A 23,457-nucleotide genomic window follows, 5' to 3' on the forward strand; every position below is an offset into this window, starting at 1 on the left:
ATGGCAACCTTCAAGTTCGAACTCGTCAGCCCCGAGCGCCTGATTCTGTCGATTGACGCCGATCAGGTGGATCTGCCCGGCAGCGAGGGCGACTTCGGCGTGCTCGCCGGCCACGCGCCCTTCCTCACCACGCTGAAGACCGGCATCATCGCCGTCAAGGCCGGCGGCGTATCGAGTCGGATCTACGTGCGCGGCGGCTTTGCCGACGTCAACGCGGCCGGTCTCAGCGTGCTCGCCGAAAAGGCGGTGCCCGAGAGCGAGTTCGATCCCACCGTTGCGGCTGCCGAGCTCGTTGTTGCCGAGACCGTTCTTGCCGAAGCGAAGACCGAAGAAGCCAGGGACGACGCCATCGCCGCCCTCGATCAGGTGAAGACCGCCGTTGCGGCGCTCGCCTGACCGCAACGTTTTGGGGAACCGTCCCAATAACGCGGCCAACCGTTACTCGGTGATGATCTGATCGAACTGATCGGTGGTTGCGAAGAACGCCGGCTTGATTTTCTCAAGCTTGCTCGAATCGATCACCACATAGCTCAGCCCAGCGCGGGCCAGCACCGCCTGCTTGATCGGCACTTCGTGGAAGTTGGAACAGGTGGCGCCGTGCTGCGAATGCAGCCCGCCGGCCGATAGAAACGCCTTGCTGATCCCCAGCCGCTCCAGTGTCCGTAAGGCCTCGTCGCCGGAAAACGTCTGCGACGAGGCGTGAAATAGACCGCCCAGCAGGATCAGGTTGGTATTCGGCCGCTTCATGACGCGCTCGGCGACGTTCATGGCATAGGTAATGACGGTCAGCTTGCCGGACACCGGCAGGTACTCGGTCATTCGCGGCGTCGTGGTTCCGCAATCGATGAAAATCGTGTCGTCCGGCTCGACAAGCCGCGCCGCTTTGCGGCAGGCGAGATCCTTCGCCTCCGCATGGGTGTCGGCCTCCGCGTCGAGGCGATAGGTGGTGCGCTCGCCACCAACCGGTAGGATGTAGCCGCCGAGATAACTGAAAAGGTGCGGCACCGAGGCGAGATCCCGCCGCACGGTCATTTCAGACACGCCGAGGTGCCCGGCGGCATCGCTGAGATGCAGCACGCCGGCCTCCTTCAAGCGATCCTCGAGGCGTTCTATGCGTTCGGCCTTTTTCACGGAAACACCTCCGCCGTTCCAGGTTTCAATCCACCTTTCCCCTTGACTCGTCAAGGCCAGTATGAAACCTTCCAAACAAATCTTGTTAGAATCATAACAAGAATGCCGGATGGAGACCCGGAAGTGGAAGATTCGAAACATAATTCTGTCAGGAACTCGCAGACTCTCGCCGGCATGATCGATCACACGATCCTGAAGCCGGAGGCGACCAGAGCAGAAGTCGCCCGGCTCTGCGACGAGGCGATCGCTTACGGCTTCGCATCGGTCTGCGTTAATGCCGTGCATGCCGGTTTTGTTGCCGAGCGTCTCAAAGGCAGCAAGGTCAAGACCTGCGTTGTCGTCGGTTTCCCGCTTGGCGCCTCGGGCGCTGCCGCCAAGGCCGACGAGGCCTCGCGCGCCATCGCAGCCGGTGCCGACGAGATCGACATGGTGATCGACATTGGTGCCCTGCGCGAGGGCGACCTCGATCGCTTCCGCGCCGACATCGCCGCCGTGCGGCGGGCGACGGCCGGCAAGCTGTTGAAGGTGATCATCGAGACCTGCCTGCTCGACGACGCTCAAAAGGAAACGGCCTGCCGCGTCAGCAAAGAGCTCGGCGCCGATTTTGTGAAGACATCCACCGGCTTCTCGAGCGGTGGCGCGACTGTTGAGGACATCGCGCTGATGCGTCGAGTGGTCGGTTCGGAAATGGGAGTTAAGGCTTCCGGTGGTGTTCGCACCGCCGAGAATGCGTGGGCCATGGTGGAAGCCGGCGCCACGCGCATAGGTGCCAGCGCCAGTATCGCCATCGTCGGCGGCGCGGGCAAAGGAGGACCCGCAGGATACTGACGGGATTGAAAGAACCGTTCTCTTGGGAGGAGACGTACAATGAAGAAGACACTGATTTCGCTGGCTGCCGGTCTGTCCATGCTGGCGCTGCCTGCCTTGGCGGCCGGCGTCGTCGACGTGAGCCAGGCCCGCAAGGACATCTCCGCCGACGCCACCGGCAAGCACTTCTCGATCGCTACTGTCGTCAAGGTTGATGGCATCGCCTGGTTCGATCGCATGCGCGACGGCGTCAAGCAGTTCGGTGCCGATACCGGCCACGACGTCTGGCAGGTTGGTCCGAGCCAGGCCGATGCCGCCGCTCAGGTGCAGCTGATCGAAAACCTGATCGCCCAGGGCGTCGACGCCATCTGCGTCGTCCCCTTCTCGGTGGAAGCCGTCGAGCCGGTGCTGCAGAAGGCCCGCGACCGCGGCATCGTGGTCATCGCTCACGAAGCCTCCAACCTGAAGAATGCCGACTATGTGCTCGAAGCCTTCGACAACAAGGCTTACGGCGCCAAGCTGATGGAAGTGCTCGGCAAGTCCATGGGCGGCAAGGGCAAGTACCTCGCCACCGTCGGCAGCCTGACGTCGCAGTCGCAGAACGAGTGGATCGACGGCGCCATCGCCTACCAGAAGGAACATTTCCCGGACATGGCGCTCGCCACCGAGCGTCTCGAGACCTATGACGACGCCAACACCGACTACAATCGTCTGTCAGAAGCCCTGACGACCTATCCGGACGTCACCGGCATCGTCGGCGGACCGATGCCGACCTCGGCCGGCGCCGGTCGTCTGATCGCCGAGCGCGGTCTCAAGGACAAGGTGTTCTTCTCCGGCACGGGCTTGCCGTCGGTGGCAGGCAAGTATCTGCAGGAAGGCGACATCCAGTACATCCAGTTCTGGGATCCGGCCGTCGCCGCCTATGCCATGAATACGCTCGCCGTCATGGCGCTCACTGAGAAGAAGGCCGAGATCAAGGCCGGTCTCAACCTGGGCCTCAAGGGCTACGAGAGCCTGACGACGCCGGCCGGCGCTTCGCCCAACCTGCTGTATGGCCAGGGCTGGGTCGGTGTCACCAAGGACAACATGGCCGACTACAACTTCTGACGGAAGACTGGGGAACGGCGGCATGCCCGCCGTTCCTTTCTGCTGAGCGGTCGTTACGGATCGGGACGAAAGCGGGCCTTACCCGCCGGCTCTGACGTGTCCTACCGCGAACCGCCTGTCCCAAAGGCCTCCCCGTCCGGAAATCGAAGCGCACACCATGGCCGAACCCCTGATCGAACTCCGCGCTGTCACAAAGCGCTTTCCTGGCATGAAGGCGCTCGACAGCGTCGATTTCCAGATTTTCCCCGCCGAGATCGTCTGCCTTGCCGGTGAAAACGGCTCCGGCAAATCGACCCTCATCAAGATTGTCTCCGGCGTCTACGACTTCGACGAAGGCGAACTGCTCGTCGCCGGAAAGCCGGTTGCCGACTTCGGTCCGCGCGCGGCGATTGCCGCCGGTATCCAGGTGATCTATCAGGATTTTTCGCTGTTCCCCAGCCTGACGGTGGCCGAGAACCTCGCCCTTAACCGGCTGCTCAGCGAAGGCAACACCTTCATCGATCCCAAGCGCCGTCGTCAACTCGGCGCCGAAGCGCTGGCCCGACTGGACGTCGCCATCGATCTCGACGCCACGGTCGGCACGCTGTCCACCGCCGATCGCCAGATTGTTGCCATCGCCCGCGCGCTGATGAGCGAAACGCGTCTGCTCATCATGGACGAACCGACCACCGCACTGACCGGCCGCGAGGTCGATCGCCTGTTCTCCATCGTCCGTGAGATCCAGGCCAAGGGCATCGCGGTGCTGTTCGTCAGCCACAAGATGCGTGAAATGCTGGAGATTTCCGAGCGCATCACCGTTTTCCGCAACGGACGCAAGGTCGAGGAAGGCCCCACCGACGAATTCAACGAGGCGCGCATCACCCGCGCCATGACCGGCCACGACATCGGCCACGAGCGGCATGTCTGGGCCGGCGACGACACCACGGTACCCCGACTGTCGGTGCGGAATCTCTCCGTCGGCGAAGCGGTGCGCAACGTCAATCTCGACCTCCACAAGGGTGAGATCGTTGGCCTGAGCGGCCTGCTCGGTTCCGGGCGCACCGAGCTTGCCATGGCATTGTTCGGCATGGAACCACACAGCGGCGAGATCCGTCTCGATGGGGCACCACTCCGCTTATCGAGCGTGCAGGACGCCGTCGGCGCCGGCATTGCTTACGTGCCGGAGGATCGCCTCTCCGAGGGGCTGTTCATGCAGCAGCCGATCGCCCGCAACGTCATTGCCAGCGCCATCAACAGGGTGACGCGCGGGCTGTTCCTCGATCGCGACCAGCTCAACGTGCTGGCCGAGCAGACCGTCTCCGACATGCGCATCGCCACGCCGGACATCGAGAAGCACGCCGGGCAGCTCTCCGGCGGCAATCAACAGCGCGTTGTCATCGGTCGCTGGCTGCTGACCAATCCAAAGGTGCTGATTCTCAACGGCCCGACCGTCGGCGTCGACGTCGGCTCCAAGGCGGAGATCCACCGGCGCATCCGTGAGCTTGCCATCAGTACCGGTCTCGCCGTGCTGATGATTTCCGATGACGCGCCCGAACTCATCCAGAACTGCAATCGCATCCTGCTGATGCACCGGGGCGAGATCGTCGACTGCATGGACGCCCAGAGCGTCGAAGAGGACGATATCCACGGCCGCCTGAAGGGTCTGCGCTGATGACTGCTGTTTCCAAACTGCTGCGCCGATCCGAAGCGGCGGTGCTCGCCATCCTGATCGTGGTGATGATCGTGATCGGGGTGATCAACCCGGCCTTCTGGCAGGCCGACAACCTGTTCAATCTCCTGAGAGCCAACGTGGTCATCGGCATCATGGCGCTCAGCGTGCTGACCGTCATGATCTCCGGCGGCATCGACGTGTCCTTCCCCGCCTTCGCCGTCGCCGCCATGTATCTGACGGTGATCGCCATGAATGCGGCGGGCTATCAGGGCGTGGTTCTGCCCTTCATCGGCGCGACGTTGATCGGTCTTGTCTGCGGCCTCGCTAACGCCTTCTTCATCCATACCTTCCGCATGATTCCGCTGATCGTCACGCTCGGTTCGGCGTCGGTGGTGCGCGGTCTGTTGCTCGGCCTGGTCGGCACGTCGATCATCAACATCGACCGCATGCCGCCGTCGCTGATCGCCTTCGGCAGCAGCACCGTCGATATCGGCGGCAGCAAGCTGTCGCTGATGCTGTTCATCTACATCGGCATCGCGCTGCTGATGTGGCTGTTCCTGACGCGCACCATGGCCGGCCGCGCCGTGTTCGCCTATGGCGACGACGCTGAATCGGCCAAACGGGTCGGCTTCAACACGCGCCGCACCGTCTATCTCGTCTACGGTCTCGCCGGTGCACTGGCCGGGTTTGCCGGCCTTTTGCACTCCTCGATGATCTGGCTCGCCAACCCGCGCGACTTCGTCGGCTATGAGCTCGACGTCATCGCCGCCGTGGTGCTGGGCGGTGCCTCGATCTTCGGCGGCCGCGGCTCAGTGTTTGGCACTATCCTTGGCGTCTTCATGCTGACGCTGATCAAGAACAGCCTGATCATCATGCACATCGACAACACCTGGCAGGGCGTCGTCGTCGGTTGTGTCATCGTCATTGCCACGGCCCTCACCGCCTGGCGTGACCGCAAGGCGCTCGTGTGAAAGCCAGATCCATGAACAAGTTCACCGACTTCCGTCGCTTCATCAATCGCGACAACAACATCGTCCAGCTGCTGATCATCACCGCGGTGATCTTCCTGGCCATGTCGGCGTTGGAGCCGCACAAGTTCCTGCGCTACTACAACTTCGAATCGATCAGCTTCATCTTTCCCGAGCTCGGCATCGTGGCGATCGCCATGATGCTTGCCATGCTGACCGGCGGCATCGACCTGTCGGTGATTGGCATCGCCAACCTCGCCGGCATCCTGGCCGGCGTGTACTTCACCCGCCTCTATCCGGCTGCTCCCGACGCCGGGATGACGGCCGAACTGCTGCGGGTCGTTGCCGGCGTGATACTGGCACTGGGCGTCGGGTTGATCGCCGGCACGCTCAATGGCCTGTTGATCGCCAAGGTCAAGATCACCCCGATCCTCGCCACGCTGGGCACCGGCCAGATCTTTACCGGCTTCTGCATGGTGCTGACCGGCGGTCCGGCCATCGTCGGCTTCCCCGCCTGGTGGGGTTTCATCGGTAACGGCAAGATCTTTGGCATCGCCGTACCGCTGATCCTGTTCCTGGCGGTGGCCGTGGCGATTGCCATCATGCTGACGCGGACGCCCTTCGGTCTCAACCTGTTCCTGATCGGCACCAATCCGCGCGCCGCCATATTCGCCGGCCTCAGAACCGACCGCATGGTGCTCTATTCCTACATGCTGAGCGGCACGCTGGCCGCTCTGGCCGGCATCGTGCTGTCCGGGCGCACCAATGCCGCCAAGTCGGACTACGGCACCTCCTACCTTCTGCAAGCCGTGCTGATCTCCGTGCTGGGGGGCACCAACCCGGCCGGTGGCAAGGGCACGGTGCTGGGCGTCTCCATCGCCGTCATCGCGCTGATGCTGCTCGCCTCCGGCTTCCAGATGATGCGCTTCTCCAACCACCTCATCGACTTCATCTGGGGCGGCTTCCTGCTACTGGTCATGGTAATCAACGTTTTGAGGAACCGTGGCAAATGACCATCTTCCATCTCTCGCGCGCTGCCTTCGACGAGGTCGAGCGTCCATCCGTCGAGCATGGCACGCTCAAGGCCAGCCTGTTCCGCTATCCCACCGGCATTGAGGCGATCCGCCTTCAAAACGCCCGTGGTGCGCTGATCGTCCTCCCCTATCTCGGACAGATGATCTGGCAGGCGGTCTTCGACGGCGTCGACCTCACCATGAAGAGCATCTTCAAGGCGCCGCGCCGCGTGCCGACCATCGGCGAGACCTACGGCTGCTTCGCCTTCCACTCGGGCCTGTTGCGCAATGGCGTTCCCGGCCCCACCGACAACCATCCCTCGCACGGCGAAATGCCCTGCGCCGCCATGGACTGGGCCGGGATCGAAGCGGGACATGACGGGCACGGGGATTATCTCCGCATCGTCGGTAGCTATGAATATGCCATGGGCTTCGGCTCCCACTATCTGGCACGGCCCTCAGTGACGCTCCATTCCGGGTCGGCGCGCTTCGACATGGCGATGGAAGTGACGAACCTATCGGCCGGCGATCCGATGGATCTCATGTACATGTGCCACGTCAACTACGCCTTCAGCGAAGGCGCGGAAATACTGCAGCAGGCCCCCTTTACGCCAGATCGCACCGTCACCCGCACGGCAGTGCCAGCTCACGTTCGGCCCAATCCCGCCTATCTTTCCCGCATCGCAGCCCTGGCCGCCGATCCGGCCGGCAGCCGCGTGGTGCGGCGGGCCAACGGCTACGACCCCGAACAAGTGTTCTACCTGCGTGGCCTTGGTACCGATGCGGCCGGCGACACCCGCCTGATGATGCGGCGGCCAGAGGGCGACGCCTTCTTTGCCCGCTACAACACCACCGACTTTCCGAAGACGGTGCGTTGGATCCTGGCCGGCCACGACCAGCAGGTGGCCGCCTTCGCGCTGCCGTCGACCTGCGAGCCGGAAGGCTACACGGCGGAAAAGCAGAAGGGCAACGTCCGCAGCCTCGCGGCTGGCGAGACGGCCCGCTTCACCGTCGAGCTCGGCCACCTCGACGCCGAGGAATGCCGTCAGGAAGCGGCACGCATGGCCGGCTAAGCGCCCACCCACCACAATCTCAGCCGCGCCCCGGGTGGGTAGCGGACAACCGGAGGAACAGATGTCGAAGATCGCTGTTGTCGGCTCCAACATGATGGACCTGATCACCTACGTGAACCGCATGCCGTTGCGCGGCGAGACCATCGAGGCGCCGACCTTCGAGATGGGGCATGGCGGCAAGGGCGCCAACCAGGCGATCGCCGCTGCTCGGCTCGGGTCCAAGGTGATAATGGTGACTCGGGTGGGCGACGACACCTTTGCCGATGCCACCATCGCCAACTTCCAGCGCAACGGCGTCGACGCCACCCACGTGCTGCGGACACCCGGTCGCTCGTCGGGTGTCGCCCCGATCTTCGTCGAACCGTCGGGCGAGAACTCCATCCTGATCGTCAAAGGCGCCAATGCCGACCTGACGCCGGCCGACGTCGACGCCGCCGCTCCCGCTCTCAAGGGCTGCAAGCTGATCCTGATGCAGATGGAAGTGCCGGTCGAGACCGTCTATCACACGGTGCGGAGAGCGAAGGAGCTCGGCGTGCCGACGCTGCTCAACCCGGCACCGGCTGCCGCTGACCTCGACGTGGCGCAACTCGCCGATCTTGCCTTCCTGACACCCAACGAGACCGAGCTCGCCACACTGACCGGCTTGCCCGTCGGCAACGAGGACGAGGCGGAAACGGCCGCCCGCTCCCTTATCGCCCGCGGCATCGGCACGGTGGTCGTTACCATGGGCGGGCACGGCGCCCTGCTGGTCGATGCCAGCGGCACGCGTCGAATCGCCCCGGTCAAGGTGGAGCCCGTGGACACCACCGGTGCCGGCGACGCCTTCATCGGGTCCTTCGCCCACTTCTACACGGAAGGGCTGCCGGTGTTCCAAGCGCTGACGGAGGCGGCAAAATACGCCGCTGATTCGATCACCCGGCGCGGCACCCAACGATCCTATGCGACACTCGCCGAGTTCCGCGCTCGCTTTCCCTGAGGAGCTTTCGCCCCGGCCTTCCAACGCTTTCCCGCCTCTCGGTGGGGAGGCGATACGTCATGCGCGGGCCGTTGCCACGTAAAGCGTTAATGCGAGCCAACGCATTGCCGAGCATCCGGCCAGCGTTTTTGGAACTGCTTGCGTGATACTTCGTTATTCCCTCGCCAGCCGGGGCAAGCTTGCATGGCGGACGCGCGATGCAGTCAACGTCGGCAAGGCCATTCGTTTCAACGGATTGCTTGAGGTGACAGGATGAATGACGCGAGCATTGGCTGGATTGCAGCCATCATTATCGGCGGCTTGGCAGGCTGGATCGCCTCGGGACTGATGAAGACCGATACCGGTCTGTTCCTCAATGTCGTGCTCGGCATTATCGGCGCGGCGATTGCAAGCTTCCTGTTCGGGATTCTCGGCATCTCGTTTGGTGGCTGGATCGGCTATCTCATCGCCGGCGTCATAGGCGCCTGCATCCTGATCGGTATCGTCAGGGCGGTCAAAAGATAGCGCATCAGTTGGAAAGTGGCGTCCCGGAAGGGATTCGAACCCCTGACCTACGGTTTAGGAAACCGTTGCTCTATCCTGCTGAGCTACCGGGACGCGGCGCGGCCGGACCAAGGGTCCGGCCGCTTCGGCTCATCTAGCAAATCGACGACGGCTTTGACAGCCCTTTTCGAAATCTAGCATGTCCTTAAGGGAAGGCAGCCTTGTCAGCTAGCGGATAGGCGACAGGCATAGCATCCGCTAAAATCAGCGCATCAGAGACCTGTCGATGCTTCCTGCCGCCCGCTTTGTCACCCTGTCTTCGCTTGTCGTCGCCCTGCTGGCCGCCCAGCCGAGCCGGGCGATGGACGCTTGCGTCGGCGATCCCGCGGCACCCACCCATCGCCTGGAAGAAGCGCTGCCGTTGCCCACCGGAACGGTCCGGCCTGTCGTCGAGCTGACCGGCCTTCAACCTGCCCAACCCGCTGCAACCATCCTGATCGAGGGCGTGATCCTGCCGGCCCGGGCGGGCGAGACAGCTCGCACCGCTTACTCGGATGTCATGGCCGACCTTCACGACACGCTCGTCGTGTTCACGCCCTCCGCTGACACCCCAGATCGTCACAGCCGCCTGCATGGCACCATCCGCTTCTCAGACGGCGACAGCCTCGGCGAACGGCTCCTTGCCGCCGGAGCCGGTCTTGCGGATGTGGCGTTTACGCCTTGCGCGACGCGTTTTCTCGCCGCCGAAGCCGGGGCGCGCGCTGAAAAGCGTGGCATTTGGCGGCAAAGCCGGATATGGACGGATCTCAATGCGGCGGCTACCAACCTGCCCGATTACGTGCTCGGTCGCGGCAAGGTCGCTTCGATTGGCCGATCGGGTCGCACCACTTATATCAATTTCGGCGGCAACTTCCGGACGGATGCCACGGTGCGCCTTCGTGAAGCCATGACATCAGCGCTCGTTGCCGCCGGGCAGTCGCCGGACAGCTTGTCCGGCCGGGTGGTCGAGGTGCGCGGCTGGGCGAACCGGCGCGACGGTCTCGATATGGAGCTGGAATCGCCGCTGGCCTTGCGACTGCCAGGCGGGACGTCGGATTTGACAACGGACTAGGAAGCAGCATGGCCGGTCGGATGGGTGGGACAAGCAATTTCTGCTGGCTGGCGTCAAGGGCCGCCGCCCTGGCGCTTGCACTGTCGCTCGCTGGCTGTCTGGGGCTCTCGGGTGATGATGGCGGCGTTACAGCCGACCAACTCGCCCAGACGGCAGTCCCGCAAGGCAAGGTCGACCCCAACGAGGTGGCGATTGCCGAGCGCGAGCATCCCAAGATCGTCGCCGCATTCGGCGGTACCTATGAGGATCGCGAGGCGGAGCTGGCGATCGCCAGCGTCGTTGGTCGGCTGGTGGCCGCCAGTCCCGAACCCTGGCGCAGCTACCGCGTCACCATCCTGAATTCGCCCGCCGTCAACGCCTTTGCCCTGCCCGGGGGCTACGTCTACGTGACGCGCGGCCTTCTGGCGCTCGCCAGTGATACCGCAGAAGTCGCCGCCGTGATCTCCCACGAGATGGCCCATGTCACCGCGCGCCACGCCTTCCTGCGCGCCCAGAAGGCCGAGGCGGCCGCCGTCGCCAGCCAGGCGGTGCAGGACGTGGTGCAGGACCCAGCGGTGCAGCGCGTGGCGCTGGCCTCGACACAGGTCTCACTGGCCCGCTTCTCGCAGATCCAGGAACTCGAGGCCGATCGGATCGGCATCGCAACGCTGGCCAAGGCCGGCTTCGATCCCTTCGCCTCGCCACGCTTCCTCACATCGATGTCGCGCCTGGCCGCCTGGAAGAACGGCCTGCCGGAAGACGATACCGGCTCGATCGACTTCCTGTCGTCGCATCCTTCGACGCCCGAGCGCCTCGCGCAGGCGCAAGAGGTCGCCAAGGCCACCGGCGTCACCGACGGCGAGATCGACCGCGATGGTTATCTCTCCCGTATCGATGGCATTATGTATGGCGACGATCCGAACGAAGGTTATGTGCGCGGACGTCAGTTCCTGCATGCCAAGCTGGGCTTTGGCTTTGAAGTCCCAGACGGCTTCATGATCGACAACACGTCGAAGGCGGTGCTGGCCACCAATGCCGACGGGGTCGCCATGCGCTTCGACGGCGCCAATGTCCCGGCGGGCAGCGACCTCGTCGCCTACCTGACGTCGGGCTGGGTCAATGGGCTCGATCAGCAGTCGGTACGCACCGTGTCGATCGCCGGCCTGCCGGCCGCTGTGGCGTCGGCGTCGGCGCGCGGCTTTACCTACCGCATCGCCGTGATCCGCTTCAACGACCAGGCCTTCCGCTTCCTGTTTGCAACCCGCGGCGACGCCGCCGCGCTCGATCGAACCTTCAGCTCCACGGTGGCCTCGTTCCGCTCGCTGTCCGAGGCGGAGAAGGCGTCGCTCGCGCCATTGCGCATCCGCGTCGTCACCGTCGGAGCCGGCGAAACCGCCGAAGCCCTGACCCGGCGCATGGTGCCGATGGACCGCGGCATCATTCTGTTCCGCGCACTCAACGGCCTGGCGGCCAACGAGGAGCCGCGTCCCGGTACCCGCGTCAAAATAATCGTCGACCGCTGACTCTCCAAGATTGTTCATCTTTAGAGAACAGTGCGGCGGCAACTGGCTATCCTGACAAAGGACGCGCCGAGCCCCATCTTCGGGTCACCAAACGGGCGATGACGCTTCGCCCCGAACAGGGAGACCCGCGATGATCACCATCCGCAAGGCCGCAGAGCGCGGCCACACCGACGCTGGCTGGCTCGACAGCCACCACAGCTTTTCCTTCGGCCATTATTTCGATCCCGAGGCCATGGGGTTCGGCCCGCTGCGCGTCATCAATGACGACCGCGTCGCCGGCGGCGGCGGCTTTCCCCCACATCCTCATGCCGATATGGAAATCATCTCCTATGTGCTCGAAGGCGGCTTGCAGCATCGCGACAGCCTTGGCACCGGTTCGGTGATCCGTCCCGGCGACGTGCAGCGCATGAGTGCCGGCACCGGCATTCGTCACAGCGAGTTCAATGCTTCGGCCACCGACGCGGTGCATTTCCTGCAGATCTGGATCTTGCCGGAGGCCGACGGCTTCGCCCCGTCTTATGAGCAGAAGAGCTTCGGTGAGGAACTCACGAACCGGCTGCGGCTGGTTGCCGCCCGCGACGGTCGTAACGGCGCGCTGACGCTGCATCGCGACGTCGATCTCTATGCCGGCCGCCTCAAAGCCGGGACGGAGGTCGAACACACCTTCGCAGCAGGCCGGCTCGGCTGGCTGCAGGTGGCGCGCGGCAGCGTCACGGTCAATGGCGAGGAGCTCGGCGAAGGAGACGGAGCCGCCCTTGAGCGGCAGACGGACCTGTCGATCGTCGCCAAGGACGACGCCGAGATCCTGCTGTTCGACATGGGCCGCTAAAGCCTACGGTAGAAAATGGAGGCCGCCCCTTCGGGCGGCGGCCTTCACTCGGTGAAGCTGGAATTGAAATCGTCGATCGCTGACGAATTGCCGTCGTAACGCGCACCGTCATAGGCCAGACGCAGTGGGAAAGACTTTTTCCCGGCCGGCTTTCGCTTTTCACCGTTGACGCAGGTGGCTGTGTATTCAATGCCTATACCAATGTCGGCCAAGCCATGATGGCTTTGTTTCCGCGTCTCGAAGGAAGTGATCGACTCTCGATGTTCAAGGGTCTGGCAATGCTCCGTTGCCTGGGTCAGGGAGTAGAGGTAGGGGCCCTCATAGAGGTCGACGAGCTCGCCACCAATCACCCCGGCCAGCTGCAACGAGTCAAATCCTTCTTCAGAGTTGAAATGGCTGCTGTCCGTCACCACCACCGGGCTGGCAGGGGCAGCAAGCAGCAGCCGGTAGCCACCGGTCAGTCCACCCGGATCGGTGGCCACCAGCAAGCGCCCCAGCGGCTTGTAATCTGGTCTTATTTGAGCCACCGCCACAACGCCGCTACTCACCGCAGCAGCATAGGCCAGCTCCCCCGACTCGATCACAGCGATCTCGGCCAGAGTGCCATTGGAGATACTGATAGCCCTATCGGCCGGTTCGCCAGCATCGGGGTCGCTCGCGGCCTCGATCGCCTCGGCGCCAGCAAATCGGTTGCCTTGGCCGTCCGGACCAAGACCGGGATAAATATCACGCAGAACGTCGAGTGCCGTAACGGTTGACCCTTGTATCAGCGGCTCGCCGATACAAACCTCCTCCGCTCGCTTTTTCGCGCAATCCCCCGCCTCTACGAATTTGAATGCTGTCCCGTTGTCTCCGGCGTGCGCTGCCGCCGTAAGAACCGGCACTGTTAAAGCAGCCGTCGTCAGCCACGCCCAAGATAGCTTGGTTATCCTCTTCCCCATGATGATCTATCGACGCCTCCCCAGCGCCGTCCCCTTAAGAAAAAGACCCGGCAGGTTTCCCCGCCGGGCCTTGAAAAATGTAACGGACCGAAGCGCCGGCGACGCTTTATCAGGCGGCTTCCGCCTCGTCCTCGCTCTCGTCGGCGACGTCCTCAGCGGTGTCGCCGCGCGCAGCGATGCGCTTCGGGCTCTTGTTGAGGCTGTCCTCGATGCGCCGAATGGCCTCGGTCTCGGTGATACGGGATACCGCCGAAATCTCACGCGCCATGCGATCGAGCGCCGCCTCGTAGAGCTGACGCTCCGAATAGGACTGCTCGGGCTGGCTCGACGCACGATGCAGGTCGCGCACCACCTCGGAAATGGCCACCAGATCGCCGGAGTTGATCTTGGCTTCGTATTCCTGGGCGCGGCGGCTCCACATGGTGCGCTTGACGCGCGCGCGGCCCTTGATGATCTCAAGCGCCTTATCGACGGTGTCGTCCTCGGCGAGCTTGCGCATACCGACCTGTTCGGCCTTGGCCATGGGCACGCGCAGCGTCATCTTGTCCTTCTCGAAGACGATGACGTACAGCTCAAGCTTCATGCCAGCGATCTCTTGCTCCTCGACGGCAACGATTTGGCCGACCCCATGGGCCGGATAGACGATGTGCTCGTTGGTCTTGAACCCATTACGGACAGCGGGTTTCTTCGCAGTGGCCATTCAGTCCATCCACTCCTCGGTGCCGGCGACGACAAAATCACCCTCTTCTGCCAAGAGGCAGCAAGTAAACTAGGGTCGGTTATGATCTGCGAACCTCTACGTCCGCTCCGCCGGCACGCTTTCGCGTTGTTTTCAGTCGATCTGGGGTTTCGCTTCCAATCGCAGCGTACTTGCTGCACACATGCCAAGACCGGCATAAAGGCTCACGCCCTAATGCAGGTCATAAAAAAGACCCCGTGCAGGGCCCCGCTAGCGACCGGAAGAATTCATCGACTGTCAACGTTTGATATAGCACAAAAACCACAAAAAACAAAGCAATAAGACGCGATACGCCGCAAAAATGCGCCGTCACATGGCTGCATTGCCTATTCCGCAGGTTCAGTGACGCGTTTTCCTCAGCCGCCTTTTCCGGGTTTCGGCGAGAACAGGGCAGCAAGCTTGCCTTCAACGCCGTCATTATCGGCCGCGTTGGGCAGCGGATCGCGGCGGGCTGCGAGATTGGGCCAGACCACTGAGTATTCAGCGTTGAGTTTCAACCAGTTATCAAGGCCCGGCTCGGTATCCGGCTTGATCGCCTCGGCCGGGCATTCCGGCTCACAAACACCGCAATCGATACACTCGTCGGGATTGATGACGAGCATGTTCTCGCCTTCGTAGAAACAGTCGACCGGACAGACTTCCACGCAGTCGGTGTATTTGCAGGCAATGCAGTTGTCGGTGACGACATAGGTCATGAGCGAATACCCTGATATCCACAGGCGGAACGCCGGATGGCGTAGCGGAGTTCCTTCGGTCGTTCAAGGGTGAACATCGGGAAAATCAGTCCGGCTCACTCAGCTTATCGAAACGGCGGCGATCGCGTTTTGTCGGCCGCCCCTCACCCGCCTCGATCGACGGGCCAGGAGCTTCCGCAGCCGGCGGCGTCAGATCCTCGTAGAGCTCGGAAGCGACCGAATAGGATCCCCGGCGCTCGGCGAAATCGAGCACCTTCAGCACCCTGACATGGCCGTGGAGGCCGATGGTCAGCACGTCGCCGGCCTTCACGGGTTGGGCGGGGTCATCGATCTTGCGGCCATTGAGACGCACGTGACCAGACGCGGCAAGCGCCTGGCCGAGCGTCCGCGTCTTGACCACGCGCGCATAGACCAGCCACTTGTCGATCCGCTGCCGGTCGGAACCCTGCTCGGACACCCGCTCTCCTACTTCTTCTTCTGCTGCTCGAGCGACGCCTTGAGGGCGGCCAGCGCAGCAAACGGCGAATTGGGATCGGCGACCTTTTCCTTGCGCGGCGCCCGCTCAGCGGGACGCTCACCGTTGCCGTTCCGCTCATTGGGGCGGCCGTCACGGCGATCGCCAAAGCGACGGTCTTCACGCCGGTCACCGCCCTGCGGACGACGATCCTGGCGACGATCGTCCTGCGAGCGCGGAGCACGCCCGTCAGCGGCGGCTGCCTCCCCGGGCTCAGTCGGACGCGCCGCCCCCCGATGCGGGCCACCGCGACGCTCGTTCCTCTGGTCGCCTCTATGTTCGCCCCGATGATCACCGTGCCGCGGACGGTCACCGCGACCGGGCCGCCAGACATCGACTTCCCGTTCTTCAAGGACCTCGGCCGGCGTCTCGGCAGCCTCTTCGGCAACCGCGGCGCTCTCGGGAGCAGCAGCTTCCGACGCCTCAGCTGTTTCGGGGCTTGGCGCTTCGGCAGCAACAGCTTCTGCCACCGGGGCTTCGGCTCCGGAGACCTCGAGAGCGGGCGTTGCCACCGCAGCTTCGGCCGAAGCTTCTTCGGAGGCAGCAGGCACCGCCTCGGAGGCCGCGCCTTCGACAGCCGTCTCCGTCTTCTGCGGCTTGACCGGCACCTTGATCGTCCGCTTCTCAGAGCGATAGCCGAGACCGCGCAGGATCGACGCAAAGTCTTCGCCTGAACAGCCGAGCAGCGAGGTCATCGCCACCGTCACCAGGAAACCGCCACCCTGCGGCAAAGCGCCCTCCGGTGGGGTCGCGCCGTCCACCGACTTGAAGGCGATCAGCGGCCGGATGATGTCGGCAAGGCGCTCCAGAATGTCGAGTCGCACCGCCCGCTCGCCGGCAACGCGGAAACCGACCAGGCGATAAAGCGTCTTGTCAAAGGTCGGATCGACCTTGATGGACGTACGGCCGGACGCGGAGAGCTGCGGCAGCTCGGCAAGCCCCGGCATATCTAGCGAACCGTGCTTCAATGCCCAGAGCTGAGCCACCAGCGCCGCCGGCGCCGGCTTCAGGAGCGCGGGGACGTAAATGTGGTAGGCGCCGAAGCGGACGCCGTATTTGCGCATGACGGCACGCTGCGTCTGGTCGAGTGCCTTGACGTCGTCGGCAATGTCGTGCCGCTCGACGGTACCGAGCGTCTCGACCATGCGGAAGGCGACGCCGCGCGCAATGCCTTCGAGATCGGCAGCCGTGCGCAGGTCGAACAGCGGTTTCAAAAGCGTCTGGATATGGGCACCGACCCATAGGTCGAGCCGATCCTGCGCCTTCTCGCGGGCGGCGCCAGCCAGTTGCTCGTCGGCGAGCAGCATCACCCGGGGGCTCAGCGTATCGTCGCCAGCCACCAGGCGCCCAACCGGCTGGCCGAGCCAGCGCAGGCTGCCGTCGGTGGACAGCACGATTTCCTCATTGGGCGCTTTGGAGATTTTCTCGGCGCGCTTGTCGAACTCGCCGGACAGCGCCTGCTGGGCGGCAGCCTTCAGCGTCTTGGCTTCAGAGCCATCGCCGCCAACACTCGGATCAGGCACGAAGCGGAAGCCGTGCAGCTCTCCGACCGCCTGCCCTTCGACGAGCACGCCGCCGGTACCGGTGATTTCAGCTTCGAGCATGGTGTTCTCTCTCAATCTCTTCAACAATACCGACGTCCGGCGATCCACGAAACGTTGGGTCAACCGGTCATGCAGCGCATCCGATAGCCGATCCTCGATGGCGCGCGTCTTCTCCCGCCAATGGCTGGGCGCAAACAGCCAGTCCGGCCGATTGGCGACAAAGGTCCAGGTCCTGATATCCGCCAGACGCCGCGACAGCGTATCGATATCGCCATCCGTCCTGTCAGACAACCCGACCTGCCGTGCAAACCAATCGTCTGGAATCACGCCTTTTGCAATGAGGAATCGATAGAGTGCGACGATGAGATCACCGTGCTGGGCCGGCGATATCTTACGGAAGTCGGGAACTTGGCACACATCCCAGAGAAGTGCCACCCGCTCGCGACCCCGCACCGCCGCCGCCACGTCTTCTGCCCTCATGGCAAAGTCGAGCGCCCGTTGGTCATCGGACGGCAGCGCCCGCGTCAAACCTTCGACCCCTGGCAGCTTTTCAAGGGAGGTTCGGAGCGCATCGACCGATGAGAAATCGAGATTGTCGTTGCGCCACTGAAAGACTCGCACCGGCTCGAAATCATGGCCTTCGATAGCGGTGACGATGTCGTCGTCGAACGGCATCACCCGCCCGGTGACACCGAAGGTGCCATCATTGAGATAGCGGCCAGCCCGGCCGGCGATCTGGGCAAGCTCGGCAGCTGTCAGGCCACGATATTGATAGCCGTCGAACTTGCGTGCCTGGGCGAAGGCGACATGATCGACATCGAGATTGAGCCCCATGCCGATGGCGTCGGTCGCCACCAGAAAGTCGACGTCGCCGTTCTGAAAAAGAGCCACCTGCGCGTTGCGAGTCCGCGGAGACAGCGCGCCCATCACCACCGCCGCGCCACCGCGCTGCCGACGGATCAGCTCGGCAACCGCATAGACCTCGTCGGACGAGAAGGCGACAATGGCCGAACGCGGCGGCAGACGGGTGATCTTCTTGGCGCCGGTATAGGCGAGGTGGCTGAGACGCGGCCGCGACGTAACGGTGATACCCGGCAAAAGCCGCTCGATCAGCGGGCGCGCCGTCGCCGAGCCGAGCAGCATGGTTTCCTGTCGACCACGGACGTTGAGCAGGCGGTCGGTGAAGACATGGCCGCGCTCGATATCGCCGGCAAGCTGCACCTCGTCGATGGCCACGAAGGCGACATCGAGATCGCGCGGCATCGCTTCCACCGTCGCCACCCAATAGCGGGCATCGCGCGGGATGATCTTCTCTTCGCCGGTGACCAGCGCCACCGCGCCCGCGCCGACGCGAGCGACGATCCGACCATAGACCTCGCGCGCCAACAGGCGCAGCGGCAGCCCAATGGCACCGGAGCCGTGACTCAGCATCTTTTCAATGGCGAGATGGGTCTTGCCGGTATTGGTCGGCCCCAGCACCGCCGTCACCGCCCGACCACGGGCAAGCGAAGACAGGGGAGCCGCTCGGACAATATTCATGGGGTCCCGTTCGGTTGCGCGATGAGGCCGTGACCTTCCTATACGAAAAAGCCCGGCCGAGAGGCCAGAGAAAACCGGCAGAAGGATGGCAGTGGACGGTCAATAGGAATCAAACGAGAACGGATGCGGGGCGAATCGCAATTCTCAAGAGATTCTGTATTCGTTCCCTACAAGATATGGAGGCGAGCAGAGTCTTTACTGCGCTATCTTGAATCGAGAGACTCCAGGTGGCGAGTCGTTCGATTCGCGACCAGAATCGATGTCAAGGCCGTTTCGCCATCAAGACTCCGAACCTAGTTTATAGTTAACCAATTATACTACGACGCCAAAGTAGAGAAACGACGGCGTTAACACTTTCGACAGAGCAAGAACGAAGGCGGGGCGAATCGCCGACAGAGCGATGTTCCTGTTTCACCCTACCCACATATGTTGTCTGGCGCTGCCGCCAATACAAGATCTCGGTGAGGCGCTGTTCTTATCCGTTGCATCGGTCACCAAAGCGTTAACCTTTATGTCTCGTCTTGGTACATTTGACAGGCCGGCGTGGTCGCGCCGAGCAACAAAAAAGCGCCCCGGAGGGCGCTTTCCTTTTCAATACAGCAGCCTGGCCCATTCAGTTGGCCGCCTGTTCCACCTTGCCGAGCTTGGCGTTCTCGCCGAATTGCGTCGCGACCACCAGGAGCAGGCCGCGCATGGTCTGCACCGAGATCTTGCTCGGCACCATCACCCGCCCCTCGGCCATCGGCACGAACCAGACGTCGAGATTGCGGTTGTCGCGCATGTATTCGGTCGACTTGGTACCCTCGCGATGGCCCGCCACCGGCACCCAGCGCGCCGAGCAGTGAACAGCGTCCCCCTTGTAGCCGGGAATGTCGACCGGATCCGTGCTGGTATAGCTGAGATTGATGTCATAGCGGGTCCAGCCGTCGAACACCGGCAGCGTACGGTCGCAGACATCCTTGTCGTCGCGCGCAATCGGCAGGATCGCCGCCGACAGCGGATCGACCACGCGACGCTTGGCCGCCGCCGTCACCGGCACGCGATCATCGTATTCGACAAGTTCGGGAATGGCCTTGAGGCTGCGGACATTGCCGCCACCGAGCGCCATTGAGACCTGCGTCACCGTGTCACCACGGCTCATCAGTTCGTACGTAGACGGCACCAAAGCACGGCCGACATATCCCTTGGCATCGATATAGCTCTCTTCAGAACTGACGATACGCGCCAGACCAGCGGTCGAAATATGCAGCTTGGCGGCATAGGCGCCGCGGTCCACCTTGATCGACAGCGCCCCCTTGGCGATGCCAATGCCCATGAAGGAAGCGGCATAAAGAGCTTGCACCTCGCCCTCGCGAGCCGCCGCCATGCCGGACGGCGGCACCGCAGACAGCGCGGCGACGAACACCGCCGCAGCTATGGCGCCTTTCATATGACGCGGGAGAGTTTCGACACGAGCCACCACGGAACCTCCGTTTGCGGACGGCGAACCGTCCTCATCCTCGGCCGCCATTGGCGACCGGATCAACGTCTGGAAGATCATCCCGACGGGCGACGCCACCGCCGGCGGACGATCGCCGAGCTGCCGGCCGACCCCCGTCTTTCGAATGATCGACTGTCATGGTAACCGGATGGTTAACGCGATGAAAGCCTCGATGTTCCAAGCCAGAGAAATCTGACCGGAGTCCAACTGACGCCTCCAGGCGGCCCAACGGCATTTTTGCCGGCTTCCGCTCGCTTCCGGGGTTGACGGGGCCAATGCCGACCGACTATAGGAACGCGACTTGAACGGCGCCGTCGGCAGATGCAAGCGGCGCCTTGGCTTATTTCATCGCGAGGAGCGGTCGCAAGGCTTCGATCCCGCGCCAACAGAAAAAGAGGGTATCCCGATGGCCCGGCGCTGCGAACTTACCGGCAAGGCCGTTCTGACGGGTAATAACGTCAGCCACGCCAACAACAGGACCAAGCGGCGTTTCCTGCCGAATCTCCTGGCTGTGACGCTCCTGTCCGACACGCTCGGTCAGTCGGTGCGCCTGCGCATCTCCGCCAACGCCCTGCGTTCGGTCGAGCATCGCGGCGGTCTTGATGCCTATCTCGCCAAGGCGAGCGACGACGAGCTGTCGACGCGCGCCCGGCTGATCAAGAAGCAGATCGCCAAGAAGGCCGCCGAGGCCGCTGCTGCCTGAGTCTTCTCAGGCAAGCCTGCCCGTGAATTCAGCCGCGATGCCGGAAACGGTATCGCGGCTTTATTTATGTGTGCCTCAAATGGTACACATCGCGTGAAATTCCGGCCTGACGGCTGGGTTTCATTTCATAGCTCCAAAAGCCTGGTCTGTTCTGCCGGAGAACTTCTGGAATGTTCGATAGACGCCTCATCCCTTCGGTGATGGCGATGGTTGCGACCGTCGTCTCATCCAATATCCTCGTTCAATATCCCTTCACCTACTTTGGGCTCGGCGACGTCCTCACTTGGGGCGCCTTCAGCTATCCCTTCGCCTTCCTGGTGACCGACCTCACCAATCGCTGGTTCGGGCCGGTGAAAACCCGCCGCGTCGTCTACGTCGGCTTTGCCATCGCCGTGCTTCTGTCGATCTGGCTGTCCGAGCCGCGCATCGCGCTGGCCTCCGGTACCGCCTTCCTCTGTGCCCAGCTTCTCGACGTCACAGTCTTCAATCGGCTGCGTTCCGGCTCCTGGTGGCGGGCGCCGCTCGTCTCCTCGTCAATCGGCTCGGCTCTCGACACGGCCATCTTCTTCTCGATCGCCTTTGCCGGCTCCGGCCTGCCCTGGACCACCTGGGCCCTCGGCGACTTCTCGGTGAAGATGCTGGTGGCGATTTCCTCGCTCCTGCCCTACGCCAGCCTGATGAACTGGGTGAAGCCTTACCAGCCGGTCCGGAGCTGATTTCAGCCCCGACGATCGCCGGAAAGCCAGTCGCCCCAATCAAGCTTGCCGGCCGCCTTGAAGGCCGCCTTGTCTCGACTGGCAATCCGTGCCTCGCCAAGTGTTCCATCAGTGCGGCAAAGGCTGAAGGCGATCTCATGCTTGGAAAGACGCGGCGGTCGCAAAATGCGGCCGCCATTTTCGTTTTCCGCTCCCGCCAAGCCACCAGATTCCAGCACCAGGTAGGCATAGCGTTCGTCTTCGAACGGCACCGTTCCGCCCTTGAGCCGCATATGGGCGCGGCTCCGCTCGACACGCACCGACGTATGGCACCAATCGTCCGGCGGCAGCGGGCATGGCCCGGCATGTGGACACGGTGCCAAGATGCAGGCGCCGGCGGAAAGTGCGGCCTGCCGCACCGCCATCAGCCGGCTATGATCGCGCGGCGTCCCCGGCTCGACGATGACGATCCGACCGGCCCGTCCCAGGAGATCGGCAACAAGCCGCTCGGCGGCCGCAAGATCAAGTTCCGTCAGCGCATAGGCAATGACCGCCAGATCGAATGACCCGTTCGGCAAGCCGGATGGCTGGGTGATGTCGCCGGCACGGATATTGGCCTGTTGCAGCACGAACGATCCGGCGCGCGCCAGATCGGCGGCAAGCGCTCGGAAATCGGGACTGGCTTCCACCATGGTGATGGAAGTGACCGATGACCACAGCGTTGCGGCGGCCCAACTCGCCGTGCCCGGCCCGGCGCCCAGATCGAGAACCGTTTCCGGTGCGAAATCCGGCCGGGCCGCCGCCAGGCGGTCGAGAGCAGCGGTAACGGCCGCGTAGGTAGCCGGCATGCGACTTGCCGCATAGGCGGCGACACCGGCCGCATCGGGAACAGCCTGGCGGGAGGTTAGGTTGGCGCGATAGCCGGCCGACAAGCGGGCAGCGGCCGCTCCAAGCTGCTCCGGGCGGGCGCGTTCAGTCACCGCAGCGGCGAGCGCCGCCGGAAGGCGCCGGTCGCTCATGGCCGTCCCAGGCGGAACTCAAGATAGAGCGTCCGCTGAATGAAGGCATGATTGTCGTCCGAGATCAAAGAGATCCGGGTTTCGCCGCCTGACGTTTTCCAGACCGAGAGCCCTTCCATATTGTCGATCTCTTCCGACATGCTCGCCTCCAAGAGCGTGTCGCCGTCAATCACCGCACCAGGCCGGATATCGGCGAGATCGAACGAACGGATGCGGCAGCGAATGCCCGTCAGAAACGAAAAGCTGCGTTCGAGAACATAGAGACGTCCGTCCGGACCGACCTTGGCGTCGGTGAGGTCATAGTCACCCAAGCGATGAACGCGGAAAGCAAACGGCGCCTTGCCGCCAATCACCCAGCCCGGCTGGTTGCTGGTCGCGGCACCCCGTTCGGCTTCTTCCCCGAGAATGATGAAACGGCCGCCTAGACCGTTGCCGGCCGGCAACGCCGCCACCGATTCAAGGCCACGATTCGCCTGAAGACGGCTGACCTCCTTCGGCAGATCGATGGCCTTCAGCGGGCCGACGAAGCCGTCAGCCTCGAGCGGCCCGATGGACACCGTCGGCCGCTGCTCGAAGGACACGACGCCAAACGAACGGCCGCCATCCCCGGCAAACACGTCGATCGACTCGGTGTCGGAGAGCAGCTTGTTGAGAGATAGCGGCCCCTTTGGGGTCTGCAGCCGACGGATCGTAGCGGACGACAGGCCAACCGGCCGGCTGCGAGCATCGCGATCGATGTTCGCCTGAACCATGAACCCATCGTCGCTGAGCGATAGGAAGCCTCGCCCGGCGTCGGAAATCACCAGTCCGGAGAGACCGCCCACCTCGCGCCGATCAGCCCGGACCTCGAAGCCGCCGACATAATCAAGCCGACCGAAGCGAACCTTTGCCGGCTCGGAAATCGAAAAGCTGGGAAGGGACCGCACCGTAATGCGGC

At 63.4% G+C, this 23,457-nt stretch carries 23 protein-coding genes and 1 tRNA gene; 14 read left to right on the forward strand and 10 right to left on the reverse strand.

Annotation, left to right across the window (positions count from 1 at the left end; translation table 11 throughout):
- The gene (locus G522_RS0108305) at positions 1–396 is read left to right on the forward strand and encodes a F0F1 ATP synthase subunit epsilon (protein WP_026790641.1); all 396 of its coding nucleotides are present in this window, start codon (positions 1–3) and stop codon (positions 394–396) included.
- 42 nt (positions 397–438) lie between these two features.
- On the opposite strand, the gene G522_RS0108310 is transcribed toward G522_RS0108305, so the two are convergent.
- Entirely contained in the window at positions 439–1,317 is an 879-nt protein-coding gene (locus G522_RS0108310) for a DeoR/GlpR family DNA-binding transcription regulator (RefSeq protein ID WP_245586622.1), read from the reverse strand.
- Between G522_RS0108310 and deoC the strand changes: the two genes are divergently transcribed.
- The 8 genes from deoC (at position 1,306) to G522_RS0108350 (ending at position 9,230) form a co-directional block, all read left to right on the forward strand.
- Positions 1,306–1,959 carry a deoxyribose-phosphate aldolase gene (gene deoC, locus G522_RS26115; RefSeq protein ID WP_215905474.1) on the forward strand — a complete coding sequence of 218 codons (654 nt, stop codon included), beginning with the start codon at positions 1,306–1,308 and terminating at the stop codon, positions 1,957–1,959. The genes G522_RS0108310 and deoC overlap by 12 nt on opposite strands.
- Positions 1,960–1,998: 39 nt before the next feature.
- Positions 1,999–3,045, forward strand: coding sequence for an autoinducer 2 ABC transporter substrate-binding protein (locus tag G522_RS0108320; RefSeq protein ID WP_026790643.1), 1,047 nt, complete (start codon positions 1,999–2,001; stop codon positions 3,043–3,045).
- 157 nt (positions 3,046–3,202) lie between these two features.
- Positions 3,203–4,696: a sugar ABC transporter ATP-binding protein gene (locus G522_RS0108325; RefSeq protein WP_026790644.1), complete on the forward strand. Its 1,494-nt coding sequence runs from the start codon at positions 3,203–3,205 to the stop codon at positions 4,694–4,696.
- The gene (locus tag G522_RS0108330) at positions 4,696–5,667 is read left to right on the forward strand and encodes an ABC transporter permease (RefSeq protein WP_026790645.1); all 972 of its coding nucleotides are present in this window, start codon (positions 4,696–4,698) and stop codon (positions 5,665–5,667) included. The genes G522_RS0108325 and G522_RS0108330 overlap by 1 nt, the downstream gene beginning before the upstream one ends.
- Before the next feature lie 11 nt (positions 5,668–5,678).
- A complete protein-coding gene (locus G522_RS0108335) occupies positions 5,679–6,677 on the forward strand; it encodes an ABC transporter permease (RefSeq protein WP_026790646.1) in 999 nt (332 codons plus the stop codon).
- Positions 6,674–7,750 (forward strand): aldose 1-epimerase family protein, encoded by a 1,077-nt coding sequence (locus G522_RS0108340; RefSeq protein ID WP_026790647.1) that lies wholly within the window; start codon positions 6,674–6,676, stop codon positions 7,748–7,750. Before G522_RS0108335 ends, G522_RS0108340 begins: the two co-directional genes overlap by 4 nt.
- A gap of 61 nt (positions 7,751–7,811) precedes the next feature.
- The gene (rbsK, locus tag G522_RS0108345; RefSeq protein ID WP_026790648.1) at positions 7,812–8,726 is read left to right on the forward strand and encodes a ribokinase; all 915 of its coding nucleotides are present in this window, start codon (positions 7,812–7,814) and stop codon (positions 8,724–8,726) included.
- A gap of 252 nt (positions 8,727–8,978) precedes the next feature.
- Entirely contained in the window at positions 8,979–9,230 is a 252-nt protein-coding gene (locus G522_RS0108350) for a GlsB/YeaQ/YmgE family stress response membrane protein (RefSeq protein ID WP_026790649.1), read from the forward strand.
- 16 nt (positions 9,231–9,246) lie between these two features.
- Here the strand turns inward: G522_RS0108350 and G522_RS0108355 are convergent.
- Positions 9,247–9,323, reverse strand: a tRNA-Arg gene (locus tag G522_RS0108355).
- 172 nt (positions 9,324–9,495) lie between these two features.
- On the opposite strand from G522_RS0108355, the gene G522_RS28910 reads away from it, so the two are divergent.
- From G522_RS28910 to G522_RS0108370, 3 genes are all read left to right on the forward strand, one after another.
- Positions 9,496–10,320 (forward strand): thermonuclease family protein, encoded by an 825-nt coding sequence (locus G522_RS28910; protein WP_051228449.1) that lies wholly within the window; start codon positions 9,496–9,498, stop codon positions 10,318–10,320.
- Between the two features lie 8 nt (positions 10,321–10,328).
- A complete protein-coding gene (locus G522_RS0108365; protein WP_245586623.1) occupies positions 10,329–11,822 on the forward strand; it encodes a M48 family metalloprotease in 1,494 nt (497 codons plus the stop codon).
- A gap of 130 nt (positions 11,823–11,952) precedes the next feature.
- Positions 11,953–12,651 carry a pirin family protein gene (locus G522_RS0108370; RefSeq protein WP_026790651.1) on the forward strand — a complete coding sequence of 233 codons (699 nt, stop codon included), beginning with the start codon at positions 11,953–11,955 and terminating at the stop codon, positions 12,649–12,651.
- A 44-nt stretch (positions 12,652–12,695) separates the two neighbouring features.
- On the opposite strand, the gene G522_RS0108375 is transcribed toward G522_RS0108370, so the two are convergent.
- The 6 genes from G522_RS0108375 to G522_RS28915 form a co-directional block, all read right to left on the reverse strand.
- On the reverse strand, positions 12,696–13,592 hold the full coding sequence (locus tag G522_RS0108375; protein ID WP_026790652.1) for a hypothetical protein: 897 nt from the start codon (positions 13,590–13,592) through the stop codon (positions 12,696–12,698).
- 109 nt (positions 13,593–13,701) lie between these two features.
- The gene (locus tag G522_RS0108380; RefSeq protein WP_026790653.1) at positions 13,702–14,292 is read right to left on the reverse strand and encodes a CarD family transcriptional regulator; all 591 of its coding nucleotides are present in this window, start codon (positions 14,290–14,292) and stop codon (positions 13,702–13,704) included.
- Positions 14,293–14,687: 395 nt separating this feature from the next.
- The gene (gene fdxA, locus G522_RS0108385; protein WP_026790654.1) at positions 14,688–15,026 is read right to left on the reverse strand and encodes a ferredoxin FdxA; all 339 of its coding nucleotides are present in this window, start codon (positions 15,024–15,026) and stop codon (positions 14,688–14,690) included.
- Between the two features lie 85 nt (positions 15,027–15,111).
- Positions 15,112–15,483, reverse strand: a complete 372-nt coding sequence (locus G522_RS0108390; RefSeq protein WP_026790655.1) for an RNA-binding S4 domain-containing protein — start codon at positions 15,481–15,483, stop codon at positions 15,112–15,114.
- An 8-nt stretch (positions 15,484–15,491) separates the two neighbouring features.
- Positions 15,492–18,623, reverse strand: coding sequence for a helicase-related protein (locus G522_RS0108395; RefSeq protein WP_026790656.1), 3,132 nt, complete (start codon positions 18,621–18,623; stop codon positions 15,492–15,494).
- A 613-nt stretch (positions 18,624–19,236) separates the two neighbouring features.
- On the reverse strand, positions 19,237–20,082 hold the full coding sequence (locus G522_RS28915) for a DUF3108 domain-containing protein (RefSeq protein WP_169453495.1): 846 nt from the start codon (positions 20,080–20,082) through the stop codon (positions 19,237–19,239).
- 427 nt (positions 20,083–20,509) lie between these two features.
- On the opposite strand from G522_RS28915, the gene rpmB reads away from it, so the two are divergent.
- Both rpmB and G522_RS0108410 read left to right on the forward strand, forming a co-directional pair.
- Positions 20,510–20,806, forward strand: a complete 297-nt coding sequence (gene rpmB, locus G522_RS0108405; RefSeq protein ID WP_026790657.1) for a 50S ribosomal protein L28 — start codon at positions 20,510–20,512, stop codon at positions 20,804–20,806.
- Positions 20,807–20,976: 170 nt separating this feature from the next.
- Positions 20,977–21,522, forward strand: a complete 546-nt coding sequence (locus tag G522_RS0108410) for a queuosine precursor transporter (protein ID WP_026790658.1) — start codon at positions 20,977–20,979, stop codon at positions 21,520–21,522.
- A 2-nt stretch (positions 21,523–21,524) separates the two neighbouring features.
- Here G522_RS0108410 and G522_RS0108415 read toward each other — a convergent pair whose 3' ends face one another.
- Together G522_RS0108415 and G522_RS28920 are read right to left on the reverse strand one after the other, a co-directional pair.
- The gene (locus G522_RS0108415) at positions 21,525–22,520 is read right to left on the reverse strand and encodes a small ribosomal subunit Rsm22 family protein (protein WP_026790659.1); all 996 of its coding nucleotides are present in this window, start codon (positions 22,518–22,520) and stop codon (positions 21,525–21,527) included.
- Positions 22,517–23,446: an esterase-like activity of phytase family protein gene (locus tag G522_RS28920; protein WP_169453496.1), complete on the reverse strand. Its 930-nt coding sequence runs from the start codon at positions 23,444–23,446 to the stop codon at positions 22,517–22,519. Before G522_RS28920 ends, G522_RS0108415 begins: the two co-directional genes overlap by 4 nt.
- Positions 23,447–23,457 lie beyond the last annotated feature (11 nt).

The organism is Pleomorphomonas oryzae DSM 16300, from assembly GCF_000422965.1.
Taxonomy (GTDB): domain Bacteria; phylum Pseudomonadota; class Alphaproteobacteria; order Rhizobiales; family Pleomorphomonadaceae; genus Pleomorphomonas; species Pleomorphomonas oryzae.